Annotated in this window: 33 protein-coding genes; all 33 read right to left on the reverse strand. The window is 59.5% G+C overall.

Annotation, left to right across the window (positions count from 1 at the left end; translation table 11 throughout):
* Window positions 1–98: 98 nt before the first annotated feature.
* Entirely contained in the window at window positions 99–521 is a 423-nt protein-coding gene (locus tag ACMA5I_RS07550) for an OsmC family protein (protein ID WP_525885621.1), read from the reverse strand.
* A 46-nt stretch (window positions 522–567) separates the two neighbouring features.
* The gene (locus tag ACMA5I_RS07555; protein ID WP_525885622.1) at window positions 568–1,863 is read right to left on the reverse strand and encodes a replication-associated recombination protein A; all 1,296 of its coding nucleotides are present in this window, start codon (window positions 1,861–1,863) and stop codon (window positions 568–570) included.
* Window positions 1,856–2,338, reverse strand: a complete 483-nt coding sequence (locus ACMA5I_RS07560; protein ID WP_525885623.1) for an HXXEE domain-containing protein — start codon at window positions 2,336–2,338, stop codon at window positions 1,856–1,858. Before ACMA5I_RS07560 ends, ACMA5I_RS07555 begins: the two co-directional genes overlap by 8 nt.
* Before the next feature lie 59 nt (window positions 2,339–2,397).
* Window positions 2,398–2,823: a 50S ribosomal protein L17 gene (rplQ, locus tag ACMA5I_RS07565; RefSeq protein WP_525885624.1), complete on the reverse strand. Its 426-nt coding sequence runs from the start codon at window positions 2,821–2,823 to the stop codon at window positions 2,398–2,400.
* A gap of 108 nt (window positions 2,824–2,931) precedes the next feature.
* A complete protein-coding gene (locus ACMA5I_RS07570; RefSeq protein ID WP_525885625.1) occupies window positions 2,932–3,948 on the reverse strand; it encodes a DNA-directed RNA polymerase subunit alpha in 1,017 nt (338 codons plus the stop codon).
* A 92-nt stretch (window positions 3,949–4,040) separates the two neighbouring features.
* Window positions 4,041–4,439 carry a 30S ribosomal protein S11 gene (gene rpsK / locus ACMA5I_RS07575; protein ID WP_525885626.1) on the reverse strand — a complete coding sequence of 133 codons (399 nt, stop codon included), beginning with the start codon at window positions 4,437–4,439 and terminating at the stop codon, window positions 4,041–4,043.
* Between the two features lie 12 nt (window positions 4,440–4,451).
* On the reverse strand, window positions 4,452–4,820 hold the full coding sequence (gene rpsM, locus ACMA5I_RS07580; protein WP_525885627.1) for a 30S ribosomal protein S13: 369 nt from the start codon (window positions 4,818–4,820) through the stop codon (window positions 4,452–4,454).
* 198 nt (window positions 4,821–5,018) lie between these two features.
* Complete coding sequence (locus ACMA5I_RS07585; RefSeq protein WP_525885628.1) at window positions 5,019–5,594, reverse strand: adenylate kinase; 576 nt, start codon at window positions 5,592–5,594, stop codon at window positions 5,019–5,021.
* The gene (secY, locus tag ACMA5I_RS07590; RefSeq protein WP_525885629.1) at window positions 5,591–6,943 is read right to left on the reverse strand and encodes a preprotein translocase subunit SecY; all 1,353 of its coding nucleotides are present in this window, start codon (window positions 6,941–6,943) and stop codon (window positions 5,591–5,593) included. Before secY ends, ACMA5I_RS07585 begins: the two co-directional genes overlap by 4 nt.
* A gap of 99 nt (window positions 6,944–7,042) precedes the next feature.
* Window positions 7,043–7,525, reverse strand: a complete 483-nt coding sequence (rplO, locus tag ACMA5I_RS07595; RefSeq protein ID WP_525885630.1) for a 50S ribosomal protein L15 — start codon at window positions 7,523–7,525, stop codon at window positions 7,043–7,045.
* Window positions 7,526–7,655: 130 nt separating this feature from the next.
* The gene (locus ACMA5I_RS07600) at window positions 7,656–7,904 is read right to left on the reverse strand and encodes a hypothetical protein (protein WP_525885631.1); all 249 of its coding nucleotides are present in this window, start codon (window positions 7,902–7,904) and stop codon (window positions 7,656–7,658) included.
* 58 nt (window positions 7,905–7,962) lie between these two features.
* Window positions 7,963–8,421 (reverse strand): hypothetical protein, encoded by a 459-nt coding sequence (locus tag ACMA5I_RS07605; protein WP_525885632.1) that lies wholly within the window; start codon window positions 8,419–8,421, stop codon window positions 7,963–7,965.
* A gap of 46 nt (window positions 8,422–8,467) precedes the next feature.
* Window positions 8,468–8,653 carry a 50S ribosomal protein L30 gene (rpmD, locus tag ACMA5I_RS07610; RefSeq protein ID WP_525885633.1) on the reverse strand — a complete coding sequence of 62 codons (186 nt, stop codon included), beginning with the start codon at window positions 8,651–8,653 and terminating at the stop codon, window positions 8,468–8,470.
* 3 nt (window positions 8,654–8,656) lie between these two features.
* On the reverse strand, window positions 8,657–9,235 hold the full coding sequence (gene rpsE, locus ACMA5I_RS07615; RefSeq protein WP_525885634.1) for a 30S ribosomal protein S5: 579 nt from the start codon (window positions 9,233–9,235) through the stop codon (window positions 8,657–8,659).
* Between the two features lie 10 nt (window positions 9,236–9,245).
* Window positions 9,246–9,605 (reverse strand): 50S ribosomal protein L18, encoded by a 360-nt coding sequence (gene rplR / locus ACMA5I_RS07620; protein ID WP_525885635.1) that lies wholly within the window; start codon window positions 9,603–9,605, stop codon window positions 9,246–9,248.
* A gap of 12 nt (window positions 9,606–9,617) precedes the next feature.
* Window positions 9,618–10,151 (reverse strand): 50S ribosomal protein L6, encoded by a 534-nt coding sequence (rplF, locus tag ACMA5I_RS07625; protein ID WP_525885636.1) that lies wholly within the window; start codon window positions 10,149–10,151, stop codon window positions 9,618–9,620.
* A 10-nt stretch (window positions 10,152–10,161) separates the two neighbouring features.
* Window positions 10,162–10,560, reverse strand: a complete 399-nt coding sequence (gene rpsH, locus ACMA5I_RS07630; RefSeq protein WP_525885637.1) for a 30S ribosomal protein S8 — start codon at window positions 10,558–10,560, stop codon at window positions 10,162–10,164.
* A 12-nt stretch (window positions 10,561–10,572) separates the two neighbouring features.
* The gene (gene rpsN, locus ACMA5I_RS07635) at window positions 10,573–10,878 is read right to left on the reverse strand and encodes a 30S ribosomal protein S14 (protein WP_525885638.1); all 306 of its coding nucleotides are present in this window, start codon (window positions 10,876–10,878) and stop codon (window positions 10,573–10,575) included.
* Between the two features lie 19 nt (window positions 10,879–10,897).
* Entirely contained in the window at window positions 10,898–11,449 is a 552-nt protein-coding gene (rplE, locus tag ACMA5I_RS07640; protein ID WP_525885639.1) for a 50S ribosomal protein L5, read from the reverse strand.
* A complete protein-coding gene (gene rplX, locus ACMA5I_RS07645) occupies window positions 11,442–11,756 on the reverse strand; it encodes a 50S ribosomal protein L24 (protein WP_525885640.1) in 315 nt (104 codons plus the stop codon). Before rplX ends, rplE begins: the two co-directional genes overlap by 8 nt.
* Window positions 11,756–12,124 carry a 50S ribosomal protein L14 gene (gene rplN, locus ACMA5I_RS07650; RefSeq protein WP_525885641.1) on the reverse strand — a complete coding sequence of 123 codons (369 nt, stop codon included), beginning with the start codon at window positions 12,122–12,124 and terminating at the stop codon, window positions 11,756–11,758. The genes rplX and rplN overlap by 1 nt, the downstream gene beginning before the upstream one ends.
* Before the next feature lie 55 nt (window positions 12,125–12,179).
* Window positions 12,180–12,428, reverse strand: coding sequence for a 30S ribosomal protein S17 (gene rpsQ / locus ACMA5I_RS07655; RefSeq protein ID WP_525885642.1), 249 nt, complete (start codon window positions 12,426–12,428; stop codon window positions 12,180–12,182).
* A 7-nt stretch (window positions 12,429–12,435) separates the two neighbouring features.
* Window positions 12,436–12,624: a 50S ribosomal protein L29 gene (gene rpmC / locus ACMA5I_RS07660; protein WP_525885643.1), complete on the reverse strand. Its 189-nt coding sequence runs from the start codon at window positions 12,622–12,624 to the stop codon at window positions 12,436–12,438.
* 97 nt (window positions 12,625–12,721) lie between these two features.
* Entirely contained in the window at window positions 12,722–13,135 is a 414-nt protein-coding gene (rplP, locus tag ACMA5I_RS07665) for a 50S ribosomal protein L16 (RefSeq protein WP_525885644.1), read from the reverse strand.
* Window positions 13,136–13,148: 13 nt separating this feature from the next.
* Complete coding sequence (gene rpsC / locus ACMA5I_RS07670) at window positions 13,149–13,850, reverse strand: 30S ribosomal protein S3 (protein ID WP_525885645.1); 702 nt, start codon at window positions 13,848–13,850, stop codon at window positions 13,149–13,151.
* A complete protein-coding gene (gene rplV, locus ACMA5I_RS07675; protein ID WP_525885646.1) occupies window positions 13,850–14,230 on the reverse strand; it encodes a 50S ribosomal protein L22 in 381 nt (126 codons plus the stop codon). Before rplV ends, rpsC begins: the two co-directional genes overlap by 1 nt.
* A 3-nt stretch (window positions 14,231–14,233) precedes the next feature.
* Window positions 14,234–14,512 carry a 30S ribosomal protein S19 gene (gene rpsS / locus ACMA5I_RS07680; protein ID WP_525885647.1) on the reverse strand — a complete coding sequence of 93 codons (279 nt, stop codon included), beginning with the start codon at window positions 14,510–14,512 and terminating at the stop codon, window positions 14,234–14,236.
* A 3-nt stretch (window positions 14,513–14,515) separates the two neighbouring features.
* Entirely contained in the window at window positions 14,516–15,355 is an 840-nt protein-coding gene (rplB, locus tag ACMA5I_RS07685) for a 50S ribosomal protein L2 (RefSeq protein ID WP_525885648.1), read from the reverse strand.
* Window positions 15,356–15,459: 104 nt separating this feature from the next.
* Window positions 15,460–15,750, reverse strand: coding sequence for a 50S ribosomal protein L23 (locus ACMA5I_RS07690; RefSeq protein ID WP_525885649.1), 291 nt, complete (start codon window positions 15,748–15,750; stop codon window positions 15,460–15,462).
* A complete protein-coding gene (gene rplD / locus ACMA5I_RS07695) occupies window positions 15,747–16,367 on the reverse strand; it encodes a 50S ribosomal protein L4 (protein ID WP_525885650.1) in 621 nt (206 codons plus the stop codon). The genes ACMA5I_RS07690 and rplD overlap by 4 nt, the downstream gene beginning before the upstream one ends.
* Window positions 16,364–17,227, reverse strand: coding sequence for a 50S ribosomal protein L3 (gene rplC, locus ACMA5I_RS07700; RefSeq protein WP_525885672.1), 864 nt, complete (start codon window positions 17,225–17,227; stop codon window positions 16,364–16,366). Before rplC ends, rplD begins: the two co-directional genes overlap by 4 nt.
* 9 nt (window positions 17,228–17,236) lie before the next feature.
* Entirely contained in the window at window positions 17,237–17,545 is a 309-nt protein-coding gene (gene rpsJ, locus ACMA5I_RS07705; RefSeq protein WP_525885651.1) for a 30S ribosomal protein S10, read from the reverse strand.
* Between the two features lie 74 nt (window positions 17,546–17,619).
* A partial coding sequence (locus tag ACMA5I_RS07710; RefSeq protein WP_525885652.1) for an EF-Tu C-terminal domain-related protein occupies window positions 17,620–17,946 on the reverse strand: 327 nt, incomplete at its 5' end.

A 17,946-nucleotide genomic window follows, 5' to 3' on the forward strand; every position in this document is an offset into this window, starting at 1 on the left:
TTCCGCCCCCACTGTCAAGCGATGAGCTTTCAGCAGGGCGCGGGCGGCAGCGCCGCCTCGGCTTGGGCCGGGGTCGATCCCTGGCCCAAGACGCGCCCTCAGACGAGCGATGCGTCCAGCGTCACTTCGGCATTCATCAGCTTGGAAATCGGGCAGCCCTCTTTGGTTGCCGCCGCGATTTTCTGGAATTCCTCGTCGGAAATATCCGGAATCTTCGCCTTGGTCACCAGCTCGATCTTCGGCACGGAGAACCCGCTGTCATCCTTCTCCAGATGCACTTTCGCCTCGGTCTCGATGCTGTCCGCGGTATAGCCCGCCTCGCCGAGACCCACGCTCATCGCCATGGAGAAACAGCCCGCATGGGCCGCACCGACCAGCTCTTCGGGGTTGGTGCCCGCCGCGTCTTCAAAGCGGGTGTTGAAGCCAAATGGCTGCTCGCTGAGCGCGCCCGACTGGGTCGAGACGGTGCCCTTCCCCGATTGCAGATCGCCGCTCCATGTTGCGTTACCCTTGCGGATCATGATGTCCTCCTTCGGTTGGTTTTGAATTACTTAGGTATGCACGGCCCTACTGTCCGCGCTTCTCACGAAGTCGTGAGAAATAGGCGACGCGCTTGGCCATCTCGCGCTCCTCGCCGCGCTCGACCGGATCGTAAAACCGCTGCCGCTCCATGGTCTCGGGAAAGTAGTTCTGCCCGGAAAACCCGTCCTCGGCGTCGTGATCATAGGCATAGCCCGCGCCGTAACCCTGATCCTTCATCAGATTGGTCGGCGCGTTGAGGATATGTTTCGGCGGCAGGTCCGAGCCATGTTCCTTCGCCGCCCGCCGCGCCGCTTTATAGGCCACATAAGCCGCATTCGATTTCGGCGCGAGCGCGAGGTAAATCACCGCCTGCGCCAGCGCCAGCTCCCCCTCTGGGCTGCCAAGCCGTTCATAGGTCTGCCATGCGCCAAGGCACAGTTCCTGCGCCTTAGGGTCCGCCAGCCCGATATCCTCCACCGCCATGCGGGTGATACGCCGCGCGAGATAGCGCGGATCCTCCCCGCCCTCCAGCATCCGGGCCAGCCAGTAGAGCGCGGCATCGGGGTCCGACCCACGGACGGATTTATGCAAGGCGGAAATCAGGTTGTAATGGGCATCGCCGGATTTGTCATATTGCGCCGCCCGGCGGGAGAGGCGGGCGGATAAACCCTCACGGTCGATCAGATTCTTGGCGTCCCATTTCAAAACTTGTTCGATCAAACCAAGAAGCGCCCGGCCATCCCCATCGGCCATGGAAATCAGCGCCGCCCGCGCATCCTCGGTCAGCGCCATCTCCCCCGCGAGCGACTCCGCCCGGACGGCGAGTTCTTCCAGTTCCTCATCCGAGAGCCGGGTCAGCACCAGTACCTGCGCCCGGCTCAAAAGCGCGGCGTTCAGCTCGAAGCTGGGGTTCTCCGTGGTCGCGCCAACAAGCAGGATCGTCCCGTCCTCCATATGGGGCAGAAAGCTGTCCTGCTGCGCTTTGTTGAAGCGGTGGATCTCATCGACGAAAAGCAGCGTCCCGCCGCCCGAGCGCCGCCGCGCCTTGGCCGCTTCGAAAATCTTCCGAAGCTCCGGCACGCCCGAGAAAATCGCGCTGATCTGGACGAAATCAAGATCGGTTTCCTTCGCCAGCAGCCGCGCCAGCGTGGTCTTGCCCACCCCCGGCGGTCCCCAGAAAATCAGCGAGGCCGTCAGCCCGCCTTCGAGCAGCACACGCAGCGCGCCGCCCTCCCCAAGCAGCGCCTTCTGCCCGATCACCTCGTCGAGGGTGTCGGGGCGCAGACGGTCCGCCAAGGGGCGGTGGCTGTCGTTGGCGAGGGTGTCGAAGAGGTCAGCCATGAGCTGAGTTTATCAACAGCGCTGCCAGTGCCAAGAAGGTAAATACGGCGATGACATAAACCGCCGCCCAGAGGGCCGACTCGCGCGACATAATCCCGCAGGAAAAGATCGCACGATGCCGTAAAAACAGGAGCCCGGCAGGCGCAACCAGACATAGCGACGTCAGCAAACCGGGCGCAAAACTTTGCGTGTAAATGGAGAGCGCAAGATGAGGGACGAAAACATTGGCAATCATCACAAGAGCAACGGACTGCATAAAGTTGCGAGATGACTGGGAGCCAAGAAGCGCCCGGATACCCACAGTGATGACCAGCAGGGTTGTCGCAAAGACGGCCGCAGTGAAAGCGGCAGGTGACAGGATCAACGCGCGCCCTTGATCCACGCTCCAATGCGGAAGGCGCAAAATTTCTTCGAGATTATGCAGGATGATCGCGGCCAGCAGAGCGATCAGATCCCATTGCCAGCGTTCTCGCATCGCTTAAACGAAAAAGGACGCCCGCAGGCGCCCTTCGTCAGTCTCGACCGATCGCGACATTACGCGTCCGCTTCGATTTCTTCCAGCTCGGCCAGACGCTCGCGATCGCTTTTGCCGCGGGCATCCGCGTCGCGGTCGACCAGCTCGATCACCGCCATCGGGGCCATGTCGCCATAGCGGAAGCCGGCTTTCAGCACGCGGGTGTAGCCACCATTGCGGCCTTCATAGCGCGATGCCAGAACGTCGAAGAGCTTGGCAACGGCTTCGTCCTGCTTGATGCGGGAGTGGGCGAGACGACGCGAATGCAGATCGCCTTTTTTGCCGAGGGTGATCATCTTGTCCATGATCCGCTTCAGCTCTTTCGCCTTCGGCAGGGTCGTCTTGATCTGCTCATGTTCAATGAGAGCAGCGACCATGTTGGCGAACATCGCTTTGCGGTGCTCATGGGTGCGGTTCAGTTTGCGGTAGCCATTTCCGTGGCGCATGATGAAGTTCCTTTATTTATACTTTGTCCGGCAGGCACGTTTGACCTGCCACCTTGGGGCCTTCGCCCTTCTGTCTTGCCGAGGGCCGCAAAGCCCCCGGATAGCTCTTTAGAAGTGGTCCTCGAACCGCTTGGCCAGCTCTTCGATATTCTCCGGCGGCCATTCGGGGACGTCCATGCCGAGATGGAGGTCCATGTTCGAGAGCACTTCCTTGATCTCATTGAGCGATTTGCGGCCGAAGTTCGGGGTGCGGAGCATCTCGGCTTCGGTTTTCTGAATGAGATCGCCGATATAGACGATGTTGTCGTTCTTGAGGCAGTTCGCCGAACGGACCGACAGTTCCAGCTCGTCCACTTTCTTCAGCAGAAGCGGGTTGAACTCGAGATCGCTGTCCTGCTCGTCGCGGCCGCCATGATCCGGCTCTTCGAAGTTCACGAAGACCGAAAGCTGGTCCTGAAGGATGCGCGCAGCGAAAGCCACGGCGTCTTCCGGGGTCACGGAACCGTCGGTTTCAAGCTTCAGCGTCAGCTTGTCATAGTCGAGCACCTGGCCCTCACGGGTCGGCTCCACCTGATAGGACACTTTGCGGACCGGCGAATAGAGCGCGTCGATGGAGATCTGGCCGATCGGCTGATCTTCGGCGCGGTTCTTGTCGGCAGCGACATAGCCTTTGCCGGTCGCGACGGTCAGCTCCATTTCCAGCTCAGCACCGTCATCGAGATGGCAGATCACGAGGTCCTTGTTGAGGATCTCAATGCCCTGCGAGACGGAGATATCGCCAGCGGTCACGGCACCGGGGCCTTTTTTGTGGAGCGAAACGCGCTTCGGCCCTTCGACTTCCATTTTGACGGCCACGGCTTTGAGGTTCAGAACGATGTCGGTGACATCTTCCCGAACGCCCGTGATCGACGAGAATTCATGCAGAACGCCGTCGATCTTCACATTGGTGATCGCCGCACCTTGCAGCGAGGACAGCAGCACCCGGCGCAGCGCGTTGCCGAGCGTGAGGCCGAAACCGCGCTCCAGCGGCTCTGCGACAACGGTGGCCTGACGCGCAGAATCGGCGCCCGCCTTGATGTCGAGCGCCGTCGGGCGGATCAGTTCATGCCAGTTATTCTGGATCATCTAGAGACCTCCATACTCGCCCGCGGCGGGATCCGTCGCCATGGGCACCCGAGGAAAGGCGCCCCCCAACGAAGGGAGCGCCATTGAAATGATTAGACGCGGCGACGCTTGGGCGGGCGGCAGCCATTATGGGCCAGCGGGGTCACGTCACGGATCGCCGTGATGGTGAAGCCCACAGCGGCCAGCGCACGAAGCGCCGACTCGCGGCCCGAACCCGGACCCTGCACCTCAACTTCGAGGGTGCGCATGCCGTGTTCCTGAGCCTTGCGGCCTGCATCTTCTGCCGCGATCTGTGCGGCGTAAGGGGTCGATTTCCGCGAGCCCTTGAAGCCCATCGTCCCGGCGGAGGACCAGGCAATCGCGTTGCCTTGTGCATCCGAAATCAGGATCTTGGTGTTGTTGAAGCTGGAGTTCACATGCGCAACGCCAGCGGTGATGTTTTTGGAGACCTTGCGCTTACCGCGCGCAGCCGTACGCTTATCACGAGCCATGGTGAATCTTCCTTATTTCTTCTTGCCAGCGATGGCCTTTGCGGGGCCTTTGCGGGTACGAGCATTGGTGTGGGTCCGCTGACCGCGCACCGGAAGACCGCGACGATGGCGCAGACCGCGATAGCAGCCCAGATCCATCAGACGCTTGATGTTCACCTGACGCTCGCGGCGCAGGTCACCTTCAACCGTGAAGTTTGCATCGATATGCTCGCGGATTTTCAGAACGTCGGCATCGCCGAGTTCGTTGACGCGGGTGGTCGGCTCAATGCCAACAGCTTCCACAATTTTGCGAGCCGAATCACGGCCAATGCCGTGGATGTAAGTCAGGGCAATCTGCACCTGCTTGTTCGTCGGGATGTTTACACCGGCAATACGTGCCAAATCTCTGTCCTTTTTTAGGTTGCGGTTCCGTAATCCCAGAACCTTTTTTCACAACGCCGGAGAGCTTTGAAATGACGAACGCCCGGCCACAAGAATGGCGGGCGCATCGAAGACTCGATTCCCCGGTGAAGGGTGCTATTTAGGGGTCAAACACGCATTCGTCAACCCCGGATTAACGGGGCTGAGAAATTCGCGGTTTTACCGGTCCAACGCTTCCAGAATGGAGGCCGTAACCTCATCAATGGATTGCTCCCCATCGACAGTGACCAGCTTACCCTTCTCCTTGTAAAAATCAATGAGCGGGGCAGTCTGGGTGTTGTAGACCTTGAGGCGATCGCGGAGCGTTTCCTCGTTGTCATCGGCGCGGCTGCCGCCGTTTTCCTTGGCGCGTTGCAGGATGCGGCCGACCAGCAGCTCGTCATCCACGCGCATCTCGATGACCTCTTCGAGCTTCATGCCCTTCTCGGTCATCAGATCCTCCAACGCCTCGGCTTGCGCGGTGGTGCGCGGGAAGCCGTCGAAGATCACGCCATTGCTGGCTTTCACATCGTCCTGATCGAGGCGGTCGGAGACGACGCCGATCACGATCTCATCGGAGACCAGTTGACCGGCATCCATCACTGCTTTGGCCTTTTTGCCGATCTCGGTTTCGGCGGCGACAGCGGCACGAAGCATGTCGCCGGTCGAAAGCTGGACCATGTTGCGCTGCTCAACGAGACGTTGGGCTTGCGTTCCTTTTCCAGCTCCCGGCGGGCCAAGCAGAATAATGTTCATCGTCTCCGATTCCTCCCTTTGCCGCCCTTACCACGCAGGCGGGATTTCTCAATGAGGCCCTCATACTGGTGGGCCAACATATGTGATTGCACCTGGGTGATTGTATCCATCGTGACGGAAACCACAATGAGCAGAGACGTCCCGCCGAAATAAAATGGCACAGCAAATTCAGCGCGCAAAATCTCGGGGAACACGCAGACCAGCGCCAGATAGCCGGAGCCCAGAACGAGGATGCGGTTGACCACATATTCGAGGAATTGCGCCGTGCGCTCGCCCGGACGGATGCCCGGAATGAAGCCGCCCTGATTCTTCAGATTGTCGGCCACATCCTCGGTTTTGAAGGTCACATTGTGGGTGTAGAAATAGCTGAAGAACACGATCATCGCGACGAAGAACAGCAGGTAAAGCGGCTGTCCCGGTCCGAACCATGCGTTGATCCAGCTCAGCACCGGCCCCGAATCCGCACCCGAGAAGGTCGAGAGCGTGCTCGGCAACAGCAGGAGCGAGGAGGCGAAGATCGGCGGAATCACGCCCGACGGGTTGATCTTGATCGGCAAGTGGCTCGACTGGCCGTCATACATCTTCTGCCCGACCTGACGGCGCGGATATTGGATATGCACCTTGCGCAGCGCGCGCTCCATGAACACCACAAAGGTGATCACGGCCATCATCAGCACCAGAACAGCAATGATCACGGGTGCGGAAACCGCCCCGGACTGCCCTTGCGCGAGAAAGTTGCCTAGGTTGCGCGGCAGTTCCGCGACGATCCCGACAAAGATGATCAGCGAGATCCCGTTGCCGATGCCGCGTGCGGTGATCTGCTCCCCCAGCCACATCAGGAACATGGTGCCGCCGACCAGCGTGATCATCGCGGAAATGCGGAAATAGAGGCCCGGATCCATCGCAAGCTGCTGGCTCTCAAGGCCAACCGCGATCCCGTAGCTTTGCAGAATCGCCAGAACCACCGTGCCGTAGCGCGTATACTGGTTCAGCTTCTTGCGCCCCTGCTCTCCCTCTTTCTTGAGCTGTTCGAGGCTCGGGACCATCGAGGCCATGAGCTGCACGATAATCGACGCCGAAATATAAGGCATGATGCCGAGGGCGAAGACCCCCATCCGGCTGATCGCGCCGCCGGTGAACATGTTCAGCACACCGCCGATACCCGATCCGGTTTGCTCAAAGAACCGCGCGAGCTGCGTCGCGTCGATCCCCGGCACCGGGATATAGGTGCCGATGCGGTAAACGATCAACAAACCAATTGCGAAAAGAATGCGGCTTTGCAGTTCCTTGGCTTTGCCGAAACTGCTCCAGTTCATATTCTGCGCCATTTGCTCAGCAGCAGATGCCATGAGGCCCTCCATGACTGCGCCGCCAAACCCCGTTGGGTGCGGCGGCGCGTTAAAGCGTTAGCCCCTACCTAAAGAGAGGAAGGGGGAGGAACAAGGTGCTTACTCGGCTGCCGCGTCTTTTGCAGGCGCGGTGACGGTCAGCTTGCCGCCAGCCTTCTCAACAGCCTCGATGGCCGATTTGCTGGCGCCGGTGACGGTCAGGTTGAGTTTCGCCTTCAGCTCACCCTTGCCCAGAACGCGCACACCGTCGCGCAGACGGGTCACGAGACCGGATTCGACCAGAGCGGCTTCATCCACGTCTTTCTTGGCGTCGATCTTGCCAGCGTCGATGAATTTCTGAATGAGGCCGAGGTTCACAACCGCGTAGCGCTTGGCGTTCGGCTTGTTGAAGCCGCGCTTCGGCAGACGCATGTAGAGCGGCATCTGACCGCCTTCGTAACCGTTGATGGCCACACCCGAACGGGATTTCTGGCCTTTGATACCACGGCCACCCATCTTACCAATGCCCGAACCGGGGCCGCGACCAACGCGTTTCTTGGAATGGGTTGCACCCGGCTTGTCTTTAAGCTCGTGAAGTTTCATATCGCTTCTCCTATGCCGGACACGCCCCCGAAGCGATATGGGACGGACGCGGCTTTGAAATTATGAGTCGTATGCCAGAAAGGCACCGCGCGTCTATAAAGCTTCGCGCGGCGCATGGCAAGGGCGGCGGTTAGCAGCGGCCGTTGAAGCTGTAGCCCCCGCCCTCAATCGGCGTCACGCTAAAGACAGCGGGCGCGTCGCCGTCGCAAACGTCTCGCATCAATTCGCGGCTGATCTCATCAAGTGTCCAGTCGCTCCCCGCCATGCCGGAGAAATTGTCTCCATTGGCGTCGATGTCCAACGTGTCTGGCGCAAGGGTCGTGGCGCAGCCGGCGAGCAAAGCGGTCGTGAGGGCAAAGGATGCAAATGGAATTTTCATAGCAGAATCCGATCTGTCTGAGCGTTTCGGACCAGCTTCGATGCTGCGCGCAAAACTGTCAATCACGCCGCGCGGTGCGCCAATCACGTTTGCTGAAGCGGTGCGGCGGAAGCCCTTCCGCCGCGCGGAGCCGCTGGCAGGCGCGATCCGCCAGATCGGCGCGAAGCAGAAACCGGTCCCGCTTCGCCAAGCCTTCTGGGAGCGCCAGATCCAGCACCGCCAGAACCTGCGCGAGATGCAGCCCGGAGAGCGGGATATAGGCAGGGTTCTCCCCGGTCGCCCGATTGAGCAGCCGACCGCCGAGCCATCCTTCGCGGTCGCGCGCGCCGCCCGCAACCGCCAGCTTGCGGTGCAGCCATGCGAGAAGCGCGCGGTCCGAATGGCGCATCAGATCCGTCGCCCGGCTTGGCGCGGAGAGTACAGGCGCGAGGCCGAGACTGGCCGCATTTGCCGCCCCCTCCAGCGCGATCGCGCGTGTCCCCTCGGACAGAATGATCGGTAACTCTTTCATAGGCATAAAAAACGCCCCACATCTCTGCGGGGCGTTTTTCGAATCTCACGTCTTACTCTTCGACGATCTCAACCAGATGCGGGATCTTGTTGATCATGCCGCGGACCGAAGGGGTGTCCTCCAGAACGCGGGTCTTGTGCATCTTGTTGAGGCCAAGACCGATGAGCGTTTTGCGCTGGATCTCGGGACGGCGGATCGGCGAACCGATCTGGCGCACGGTAATGGTCTTCTTCGCCATGACTTACGCCTCCGCTTCCTGAACAACCTTGGTCTGGTCGATCGCCTGATCGTTGCGGCCAAGCAGGTCGGAGACCTTCTTGCCACGACGCTGGGCCACCAGACGCGGGCTCATTTCTTTGGTGAGACCGTCCAGAGTCGCGCGGATCATCTGATACGGGTTCTGCGAGCCGAGCGATTTCGCCACGACGTCCTGCACACCCAGCATCTCGAACACAGCGCGCATCGGACCACCGGCGATGATCCCGGTCCCGGCCGGAGCCTGACGCATCACCACGCGGCCGGCGCCGTGACGCCCGTCGATATCGTGGTGCAGCGTGCGGCCATCGCGCAGCGGAACGCGGATCATGTTGCGTTTCGCTTGCTCAGTGGCCTTGCGGATCGCCTCGGGCACCTCTTTGGCTTTCCCCTTACCGAACCCGACGCGGCCTTTCTGATCGCCGACAACGACGAGCGCAGCAAAGCCAAAACGCTTACCACCCTTCACCGTTTTCGACACGCGGTTGATCGCAACGAGGCGATCGGCGAATTCCGGGGTTTCATCGCGATCGCGACGGTCCCGGCGATTGTCTTCTCTTGCCATTATCGCCTCCTTAGAATTTCAGACCGCCCTCGCGGGCCGCATCTGCAAGTGCTTTGATCTTGCCGTGGAAGAGGAAACCACCGCGGTCGAAGTAGACTTCTTCCACACCGGCTTTCTTCGCACGCTCGGCAATGACGGAGCCGATTTTCGCAGCGGCTTCGACATTGTTCTTGCCCATCAGGCCAAGATCCTTCTCCAGCGTCGAGGCGGCGGCGAGGGTCTTGCCCTGCGCGTCGTCGATCAGCTGGACCGAAATGTTCTTGAGCGAGCGATGCACGCTCAAGCGGGGACGGCCAAAAGCCGTCTTACGAAGTTTGTTCCGAACGCGCATACGGCGTTTTTGGAACAGTTTTGCTTTGCTGTTCGCCATGATATGCGTCCCTTACTTCTTCTTACCTTCCTTGCGGAAGATATACTCGTCTTTGTATTTGATGCCCTTGCCTTTGTAAGGCTCCGGGCGGCGCCAGTCGCGGATCTCCGCAGCCACCTGACCAACTTTCTGCTGGTCGATGCCTTCGACGATGATCTCAGTCGGCTTCGGTGCCGTGATCTTGATCCCTTCCGGGATCTCGAAATTCACATCATGGCTGTAGCCGAGTGCCAGCTTCAGGGTGTTGCCCTGCACCTGCGCACGATAACCAACACCGTTGATTTCCAGCTCTTTCTTGAACCCGGTGGTCACGCCCTGCACCAGATTCGCGATCTGGGTGCGGGTCATGCCCCACTGCTGACGAGCGCGCTTGGAATTGCCGCGCGGCGTCACAGTGATCGCACCGTTTTCTTCCGCCAGGCTCACATCATCCGTGGCGACGAATTTGCGGGTGCCGTTCGGCCCCTTGATTTCTACGGTCTGGCCCGAAACGGTTGCCGAAACACCGCTTCCCAGCTCGACCGGTCTTTTACCAATACGAGACATCAGGCCCTCCTTAGAATACCGTGCAGAGCACTTCGCCGCCAACATTGTCAGCGCGGGCTTGCGCGTCGCTCATCACACCTTTCGGGGTGGAGACGATCGCAATACCGAGACCCTGACGGATAGCAGGCATTTCCTTCACGCCGCTGTAAACGCGGCGACCCGGCTTCGACACACGCTGAAGCTCACGAATGACCGGCTGGCCATCGAAATATTTCAGCGAGATTTCCAGCTCCGGCAGACCCGCGGTCGAGGTCACTTCCTCATAGCCACGGATATAGCCTTCAGTCTGGAGCACATCGAGAACCCAAGCACGAAGTTTGGACGCAGGCGTGCGCACGGTGGATTTCCCGCGCAGCGATGCGTTGCGGATACGGGCGAGCATATCGCCAAGAGGATCACTCATCGACATATTGTCTCTCCCTTACCAGCTCGACTTCACGACGCCCGGCAGCTGACCTTTGGAGGCCAGATCGCGCAGGCTGATACGCGAAAGTTTAAATTTACGGTAGTAAGCCTTCGGGCGGCCCGTGAGTTGGTCACGGTTGTGAAGACGTACCGGCGACGAGTTCCGCGGCAGTTCTGCGAGTTTCAGACGCGCCTTGAAACGCTCTTCCATCGGCAGATCCGCATTGTTCGCGATCTCTTTCAGTTTTTCCCGCTTGGCCGCATATTTCTGGACCAGACGTGCGCGCTTCTTTTCGCGCTCAACCATTGCTACTTTAGCCATTTTCTCTCTCCTCCCGCGCTCAGTTCACGAAGGGCATGTTGAAATGCTTCAACAGCGCCTTGGCTTCTGCGTCATTGGACGCGGTGGTGCAGATCACGATGTCCATTCCCCACATCTGGTCGATCTTGTCGAAGTCGATCTCGGGGAACACGATATGCTCTTTGAGGCCCATGGCGTAGTTGCCACGGCCGTCGAAGCTCTTGCCCGACACGCCGCGGAAGTCGCGGATACGGGGCATAGCAACGGTGACGAGACGATCAAGGAAGTCATACATGCGGTCGCCGCGGAGCGTGACCTTCACGCCGAGCGGCATGCCTTCACGCACCTTGAAACCCGCAATCGACTTGCGTGCCTTGGTGATGACCGGCTTCTGACCGGCGATCTTCGTCAGATCTTCCTCGGCAGCGCGGATCTTCTTGCTGTCTGCAACGGCTTCACCGACACCCATGTTCAGCACGATTTTCTCGAGCTTGGGGATCATCATGTCGTTTTTGTAGCCGAACTCTTCCTTGAGCGCTTCGCGGATTTTGCCGCGATACTGCTCGCGAAGACGTGGTTTATAATCAGCCATCGATCACTTCCCCCGATTTCTTCGCAAAGCGGACTTTCTTGTCGCCTTCGGTTTTGAAGCCAACACGAGTCGGGCCGCCATCTTTGGGGTCAACCAGAGCAAGGTTGGAGAGCTGGATCGGCGCTTCCTGACGGATGCGGCCACCCTGGCTCGACTGGGTCTGACGCTGGTGACGCGTCACAACGTTGATGCCGGAAACGAGCGCGCGGCCCTCTTTCGGCAGGACTTGCGTGATTTCCCCTTCGCGGCCTTTGTCTTTGCCCGCGAGGACGATCACCTTGTCGCCTTTACGCAGTTTGGCAGCCATCAGAGCACCTCCGGCGCAAGCGAAATGATTTTCATGAAGTTCTTCGCACGCAGCTCACGAACAACCGGGCCGAAAATACGGGTCCCGACCGGCTCACCGGCGTTGTTCAGAATAACCGCTGCGTTGCGGTCGAAGCGGATGGATGTGCCATCTTCACGCTTCACTTCTTTGGCGGTGCGCACGACGACGGCCTTGCGAACATCACCTTTTTTCACGCGGCCACGCGGAATTGCTTCCTTGACCGACACGACGATGATGTCACCGACAGAGGCGTATTTGCGCTTTGCGCCGCCCAGGACCTTGATGCACTGCACACGGCGCGCGCCGCTGTTGTCAGCAACATCCAGGTTGGTCTGCATCTGGATCATGTGTTCTCTCCCGACCTGCGGGGATCACCCCCGCGGTTTCGAATAATGTTGAGGGTTACTCGTCGCCTTGACCGGCGAGCCCGATAACTTCCCAACGCTTGGTTTTCGAGTACGGCGCGCATTCGATGATGCGAACGGCATCGCCCTTTTTGTACTCGTTATTTGCATCGTGAGCCCGGTAAGTCTTGGACTTACGGACGGTCTTTTTCATGACCGGATGCGTAAAACGGCGCTCGACCGAGATCGAGACCGTTTGATCATTCGCGTCGCCAGTGACGACGCCCTGCAGGATACGCTTGGGCATGGTCGCCTTACTCCGCTTTTTCGTTCAGAATGGTCTGCACGCGGGCGACGTCACGGCGGACGGTGCGCATACGGGCAGTGTTCTCAAGTTGGCCCGTCGCCTGCTGGAAACGCAGGTTGAAAGCCTCTTTTTTCAGATTGACCAGCTCTTCACGAAGCTGGTCGGGCGTTTTATCACGCAGGTCTGCAGCGTTCATCGCTGATCCTCCTAGAAGTCGCGAACACCTGGTCCACGCTTTTCCAAAAAACAAAAACGGATAGCGGCCCCGCGTTCAGGGCCGCCCCGAGAATTTCTTACCAGTCAGTACGTGCGACGAATCGTGTCTTCACAGGCAGTTTCATCGCAGCCAGACGGAGCGCTTCCTTTGCCACATCTTCGCTGACCCCGTCAAGTTCGAACATCACGCGGCCCGGCTTTACCTTGGCTGCCCAATATTCGACGGAGCCCTTACCTTTACCCATCCGCACTTCGGTGGGCTTTTTGGTGACGGGCACATCGGGGAAGATGCGGATCCAGACACGGCCCTGACGCTTCATGTGACGGGTCATGGCACGGCGCGCAGCCTCGATCTGGCGTGCGGTAATCCGCTCGGGCTCGACGGCTTTGAGACCGTAGGAGCCGAAGTTCAGATCAAAACCACCCTTGGCTTCACCATGGATGCGGCCTTTGAACTGCTTGCGGAATTTGGTTCTTTTCGGCGAAAGCATTGCTCTCTACTCCTTAATTCCGGCGAGGACGGCCAGCGCCGCCTTCTTGCATCTCGGCCTGGCGACGCTCGCGCGCGGACGGATCATGTTCCATGATCTCGCCTTTATAGATCCAGACTTTGATACCGATGATACCGTATGCGGTGGACGCTTCGGCATGGGCGTAATCGATGTCGGCGCGCAGGGTATGGAGCGGCACACGGCCCTCACGATACCACTCGGTCCGCGCGATTTCCGCGCCGCCAAGACGGCCTGCACAGTTGATCCGAACACCTTCGGCACCCATGCGCATCGCGTTCTGAACCGCGCGCTTCATGGCACGGCGGAACGACACGCGGCGCTCAAGCTGCTGCGCGATGGACTCGGCAACCAGCTGGGCATCCACTTCCGGCTTGCGCACTTCAACGATGTTGAGGTGCAGCTCAGAGTCGGTCATGCGGGCGATCTTCTTGCGAAGAACTTCGATATCCGCACCTTTTTTACCGATGATGACGCCCGGACGCGCGGTGTGAATGGTCACACGGCACTTCTTGTGCGGACGCTCGATCACGACACGGCTGATCCCGGCCTGAGCGCATTCCTTCTTGATGAACTCACGGATCGCGAGATCCTCGAGCAGCAGATCGGAATATTCTTCGCCATCGGCGTACCAACGGCTGTCCCAGGTGCGGTTGACCTGCAAGCGCAGGCCGATCGGATTGATCTTCTGTCCCATTACGCTTGCTCCTCAGCTTGACGCACTTTGATGGTGACTTGCGCGAACGGCTTCAGGATGCGGCCGAAGCGGCCACGGCCACGCGGACGGCCACGCTTCAGAACGAGGTTCTTGCCGACATAAGCTTCGGCAACCACCAGCTCGTCCACATCGAGACCATGGTTGTTTTCCGCATTCGCAATCGCCGATTGCAGCGTCTTTTTCACATCTTCAGCCACGCGCTTTTTCGAGAAGGTGAGATCGGACAGTGCCTGATCGACCTTCTTACCACGGATCATCGCAGCAACGAGGTTGAGCTTCTGCGGGCTGGTCTTCAGCATCTTGCTGACGGCCTGAGCCTCGTTCTCCGCGACGCGGCGGGGATTTTTATCTTTACCCATAATTTATTTCCGCTTCGCTTTTTTGTCAGCCGCGTGGCCGTAATAGGTCCGCGTCGGGCTGTATTCACCGAATTTCTGGCCGATCATATCCTCGGAAACATTCACCGGGATGTGCTTTTTGCCGTTGTAGACACCAAAGGTCAGCCCGACAAACTGGGGCAGAATGGTGGAGCGGCGCGACCAGATCTTGATCACTTCATTACGCCCGGATTCGCGTGCCTTCTCCGCCTTGCGCAGGAGATAGGAATCGACGAAGGGGCCTTTCCAAACAGAACGTGCCATGGATTAGCGGCCTTTCTTACGAGCGTGACGCGAACGGATGATGTATTTATCCGTTGCTTTGTTCTTGCGGGTCTTCGCACCCTTGGTCGGCTTACCCCAGGGGGTCACCGGGTGACGACCACCCGAAGTCCGGCCTTCACCACCACCATGGGGGTGATCGATCGGGTTCATCACAACACCGCGGACCGACGGACGCTTGCCAAGATGGCGGTTGCGACCGGCTTTACCGACATTGGTGTTGCCGTGATCCGGGTTCGACACGGCGCCGATGGTCGCCATGCATTCCTGGCGCACCATGCGAAGCTCGCCCGAGGAGAGGCGGATCTGCGCATACCCACCGTCGCGGCCCACGAACTGGGCATAGGTGCCAGCCGAACGCGCGATCTGACCACCCTTGCCGGGCTTCAGCTCGATGTTATGCACGATCGTCCCGACCGGCATGTTGGTGAAGGGCATCGCGTTGCCCGGCTTGATGTCCACGCGCTCGCCGGCGACGACGGTGTCGCCCACGCCAAGGCGCTGCGGTGCGAGGATGTAAGCGTGCTCGCCATCTTCATATTTGATGAGCGCGATGAAGGCGGTCCGGTTCGGGTCATACTCGACGCGAACAACGGCTGCCGGAACATCGAATTTGCGGCGTTTGAAATCCACGATGCGATAAAGACGCTTCGCCCCACCGCCCATGCGGCGCATCGTGATCCGTCCGGTGTTGTTCCGGCCACCCGACTTGGTCAAACCCTCGGTAAGGGCTTTGACCGGACGGCCTTTCCAAAGCTCCGAACGGTCGATCAGAACCAGCCCACGCTGGCCGGGCGTCGTCGGTTTATACGACTTAAGTGCCATCTTGCTGTCTTCCGTTTGCTTTGCGGGGCAGATGCCCCAAGTTTAAAAAATACGAAGGCCGGGCCGTTTGGCCCGCCCTCACGCGAGAATGTCTAGCGAATCGATCAAAGACCGGTCGTTACGTCGATGGAATTGCCTTCCTCCAGCGTAACATAAGCCTTTTTCACGTCGTTCCGGCGGCCAAGCATGCCACGGAAACGCTTCTGCTTGCCTTTGGTGACGGTCGTATTAACGGATTTCACCTTGACGTTAAAGAGCGATTCCACAGCTTCTTTGATCTGCGGTTTGTTCGCATCGATCGCCACTTCGAACACGACGGCATTGTTTTCCGATGCCATGGTCGCTTTCTCGGTGATGATCGGCCGGCGGATCACATCATAAAGCTCGTGCTTCATTTCAGACGTGCCTCCAGTGCTTCGACGGCGGCGCGGGTCAGAACCAGCTTCTCGCGGCGCAGAATGTCATACACATTCGCACCGATCGAGGGCAGAACGTCCACACCGTCGATGTTGCGGGCAGCGCGGGCGAACTCTTCGTTCACTTCTGCGCCGTCGATGAACAGAGCCTTTTTCAGGCCAAGACCTTTTAGCGCCGTTGCCAGCTCCTTGGTCTTGCCGCCTTTGACAGCAGCCTCGTCCAGAATGATCAGATCGCCCGAACCTGCTTTGGCCGAAAGCGCGTGCTTGAGACCAAGCGCACGGAATTTCTTCGGCAGGTCATGCGCATGGCTGCGCGGCGTCGGACCTTTATAGACACCACCCTTGCGGAAGATCGGCGCATTACGGTCACCATGGCGTGCGCCACCGGTGCCTTTCTGGCGGTAGATCTTCTTGGTCGAGTAGCTCGTTTCCGAGCGGGTCTTGACCTTGTGGGTGCCCTGCTGACGCTTGGCAAGCTGCCAGCGCACGACACGCTGCAGAATGTCCGCACGCGGCTCGAGGCCGAACACGTCATCGCTGAGCTCAATATCGCCAGCCTTGCCCGCGTCGAGTTTCACGACATCGAGTTTCATTCGTCGCCTCCTTCAGGCTTGGCTTCAGCATCATCCCCATCGGATTTCTGCTCCTGCTCAAGCTCTTTCTCGGCTTCCTCAAGCGCGGCCTGCTCCGCCTTGGCGGCTTCTTCTGCTGCCTTGGCTTCCTCTTCCAGACGCTGCTTTTCAGCTTCCTCTGCAAGACGCTGAGCTTCTTTCTCAGCCGAACGCAGGGCTGCCGGGTACATGATGCTCTCGGGCGCCGCTTTCTTCACGGCATCCTTGATCGTCACCCAGCCGCCTTTCGGGCCCGGAACAGCGCCTTTGACCATGATCAGGCCACGCTCGCTGTCGGTGCGGATCACTTCAAGGTTCTGGGTCGTCACGCGGGCAGCGCCCATGTGACCAGCCATTTTCTTGCCCTTGAAGACCTTACCCGGATCCTGACACTGACCGGTCGAGCCGTGGGAGCGGTGGCTGATCGACACACCGTGGGAGGCCCGCAGACCGCCAAAGTTGTGACGCTTCATCGCACCGGCAAAGCCTTTACCGATCGAGGTGCCAGCGATGTCCACATGCTGACCCGGCAGATAGTGACCAGCAATGATCTCTTCGCCAACAGCAATCAGGTTGTCCTCGCTCACGCGGAACTCAGCCAGCTTCCGCTTCGGCTCGACTTTCGCCGCTGCGAAATGGCCGCGCATCTGCTGCGTGACGTTTTTCGCGCGCACGATGCCAGCGCCGAGCTGAACAGCCGTGTAGCCGTCTTTATCCGCGGTGCGCTGAGCCACCACCTGAACATTTTCCATCTGGAGCACGGTCACCGGAATTTGGCGGCCATCCTCCATGAAGAGCCGGGTCATGCCGAGCTTCTTCGCAATTACGCCAGAGCGCATGATTTGCCCTCCTTACAGCTTGATCTCGACATCCACGCCGGCGGCCAGATCGAGCTTCATCAGCGCGTCCACCGTCTGCGGGGTCGGGTCCACGATGTCGAGAAGGCGCTTATGGGTGCGGATCTCGAACTGCTCGCGGGATTTCTTGTCGATGTGAGGCCCACGGAGAACCGTGAACTTCTCGATTTTATTCGGCAGCGGGATCGGGCCGCGCACTTGCGCGCCGGTCCGCTTGGCCGTGTTAACGATTTCCTGAGTGCTGGCATCCAGAACCCGGTAATCGAAGGCCTTCAGCCGAATGCGGATATTTTGACCTTGCATTGTCTTATCTCTGTCACATTCGATTAACGAAAAAGGGCGGCAGGGCTTGCCCCGCCACCCGCGGGTTCATCGGATCACTCGATGATTTTGGAGACGACGCCGGCGCCGACGGTGCGGCCGCCTTCGCGGATGGCGAAGCGCAGGCCGTCTTCCATGGCGATCGGTGCGATCAGCTCAACCTCGAACTTCAGGTTGTCGCCCGGCATCACCATCTCGGTGCCCGAAGGCAGCGTCACGGTGCCGGTCACGTCGGTCGTGCGGAAGTAGAACTGCGGACGGTAGTTCGCAAAGAACGGCGTGTGACGGCCACCTTCTTCTTTGGTGAGGATATAGGCCTCAGCCTCGAATTTGGTGTGCGGGGTCACAGAACCCGGCTTGCAGAGAACCTGGCCGCGCTCAAC

This window comes from Jujubicoccus corallicola (assembly GCF_047345645.1).
In the GTDB taxonomy this organism is placed as follows: Bacteria; Pseudomonadota; Alphaproteobacteria; order Rhodobacterales; family Rhodobacteraceae; genus JBLEFH01.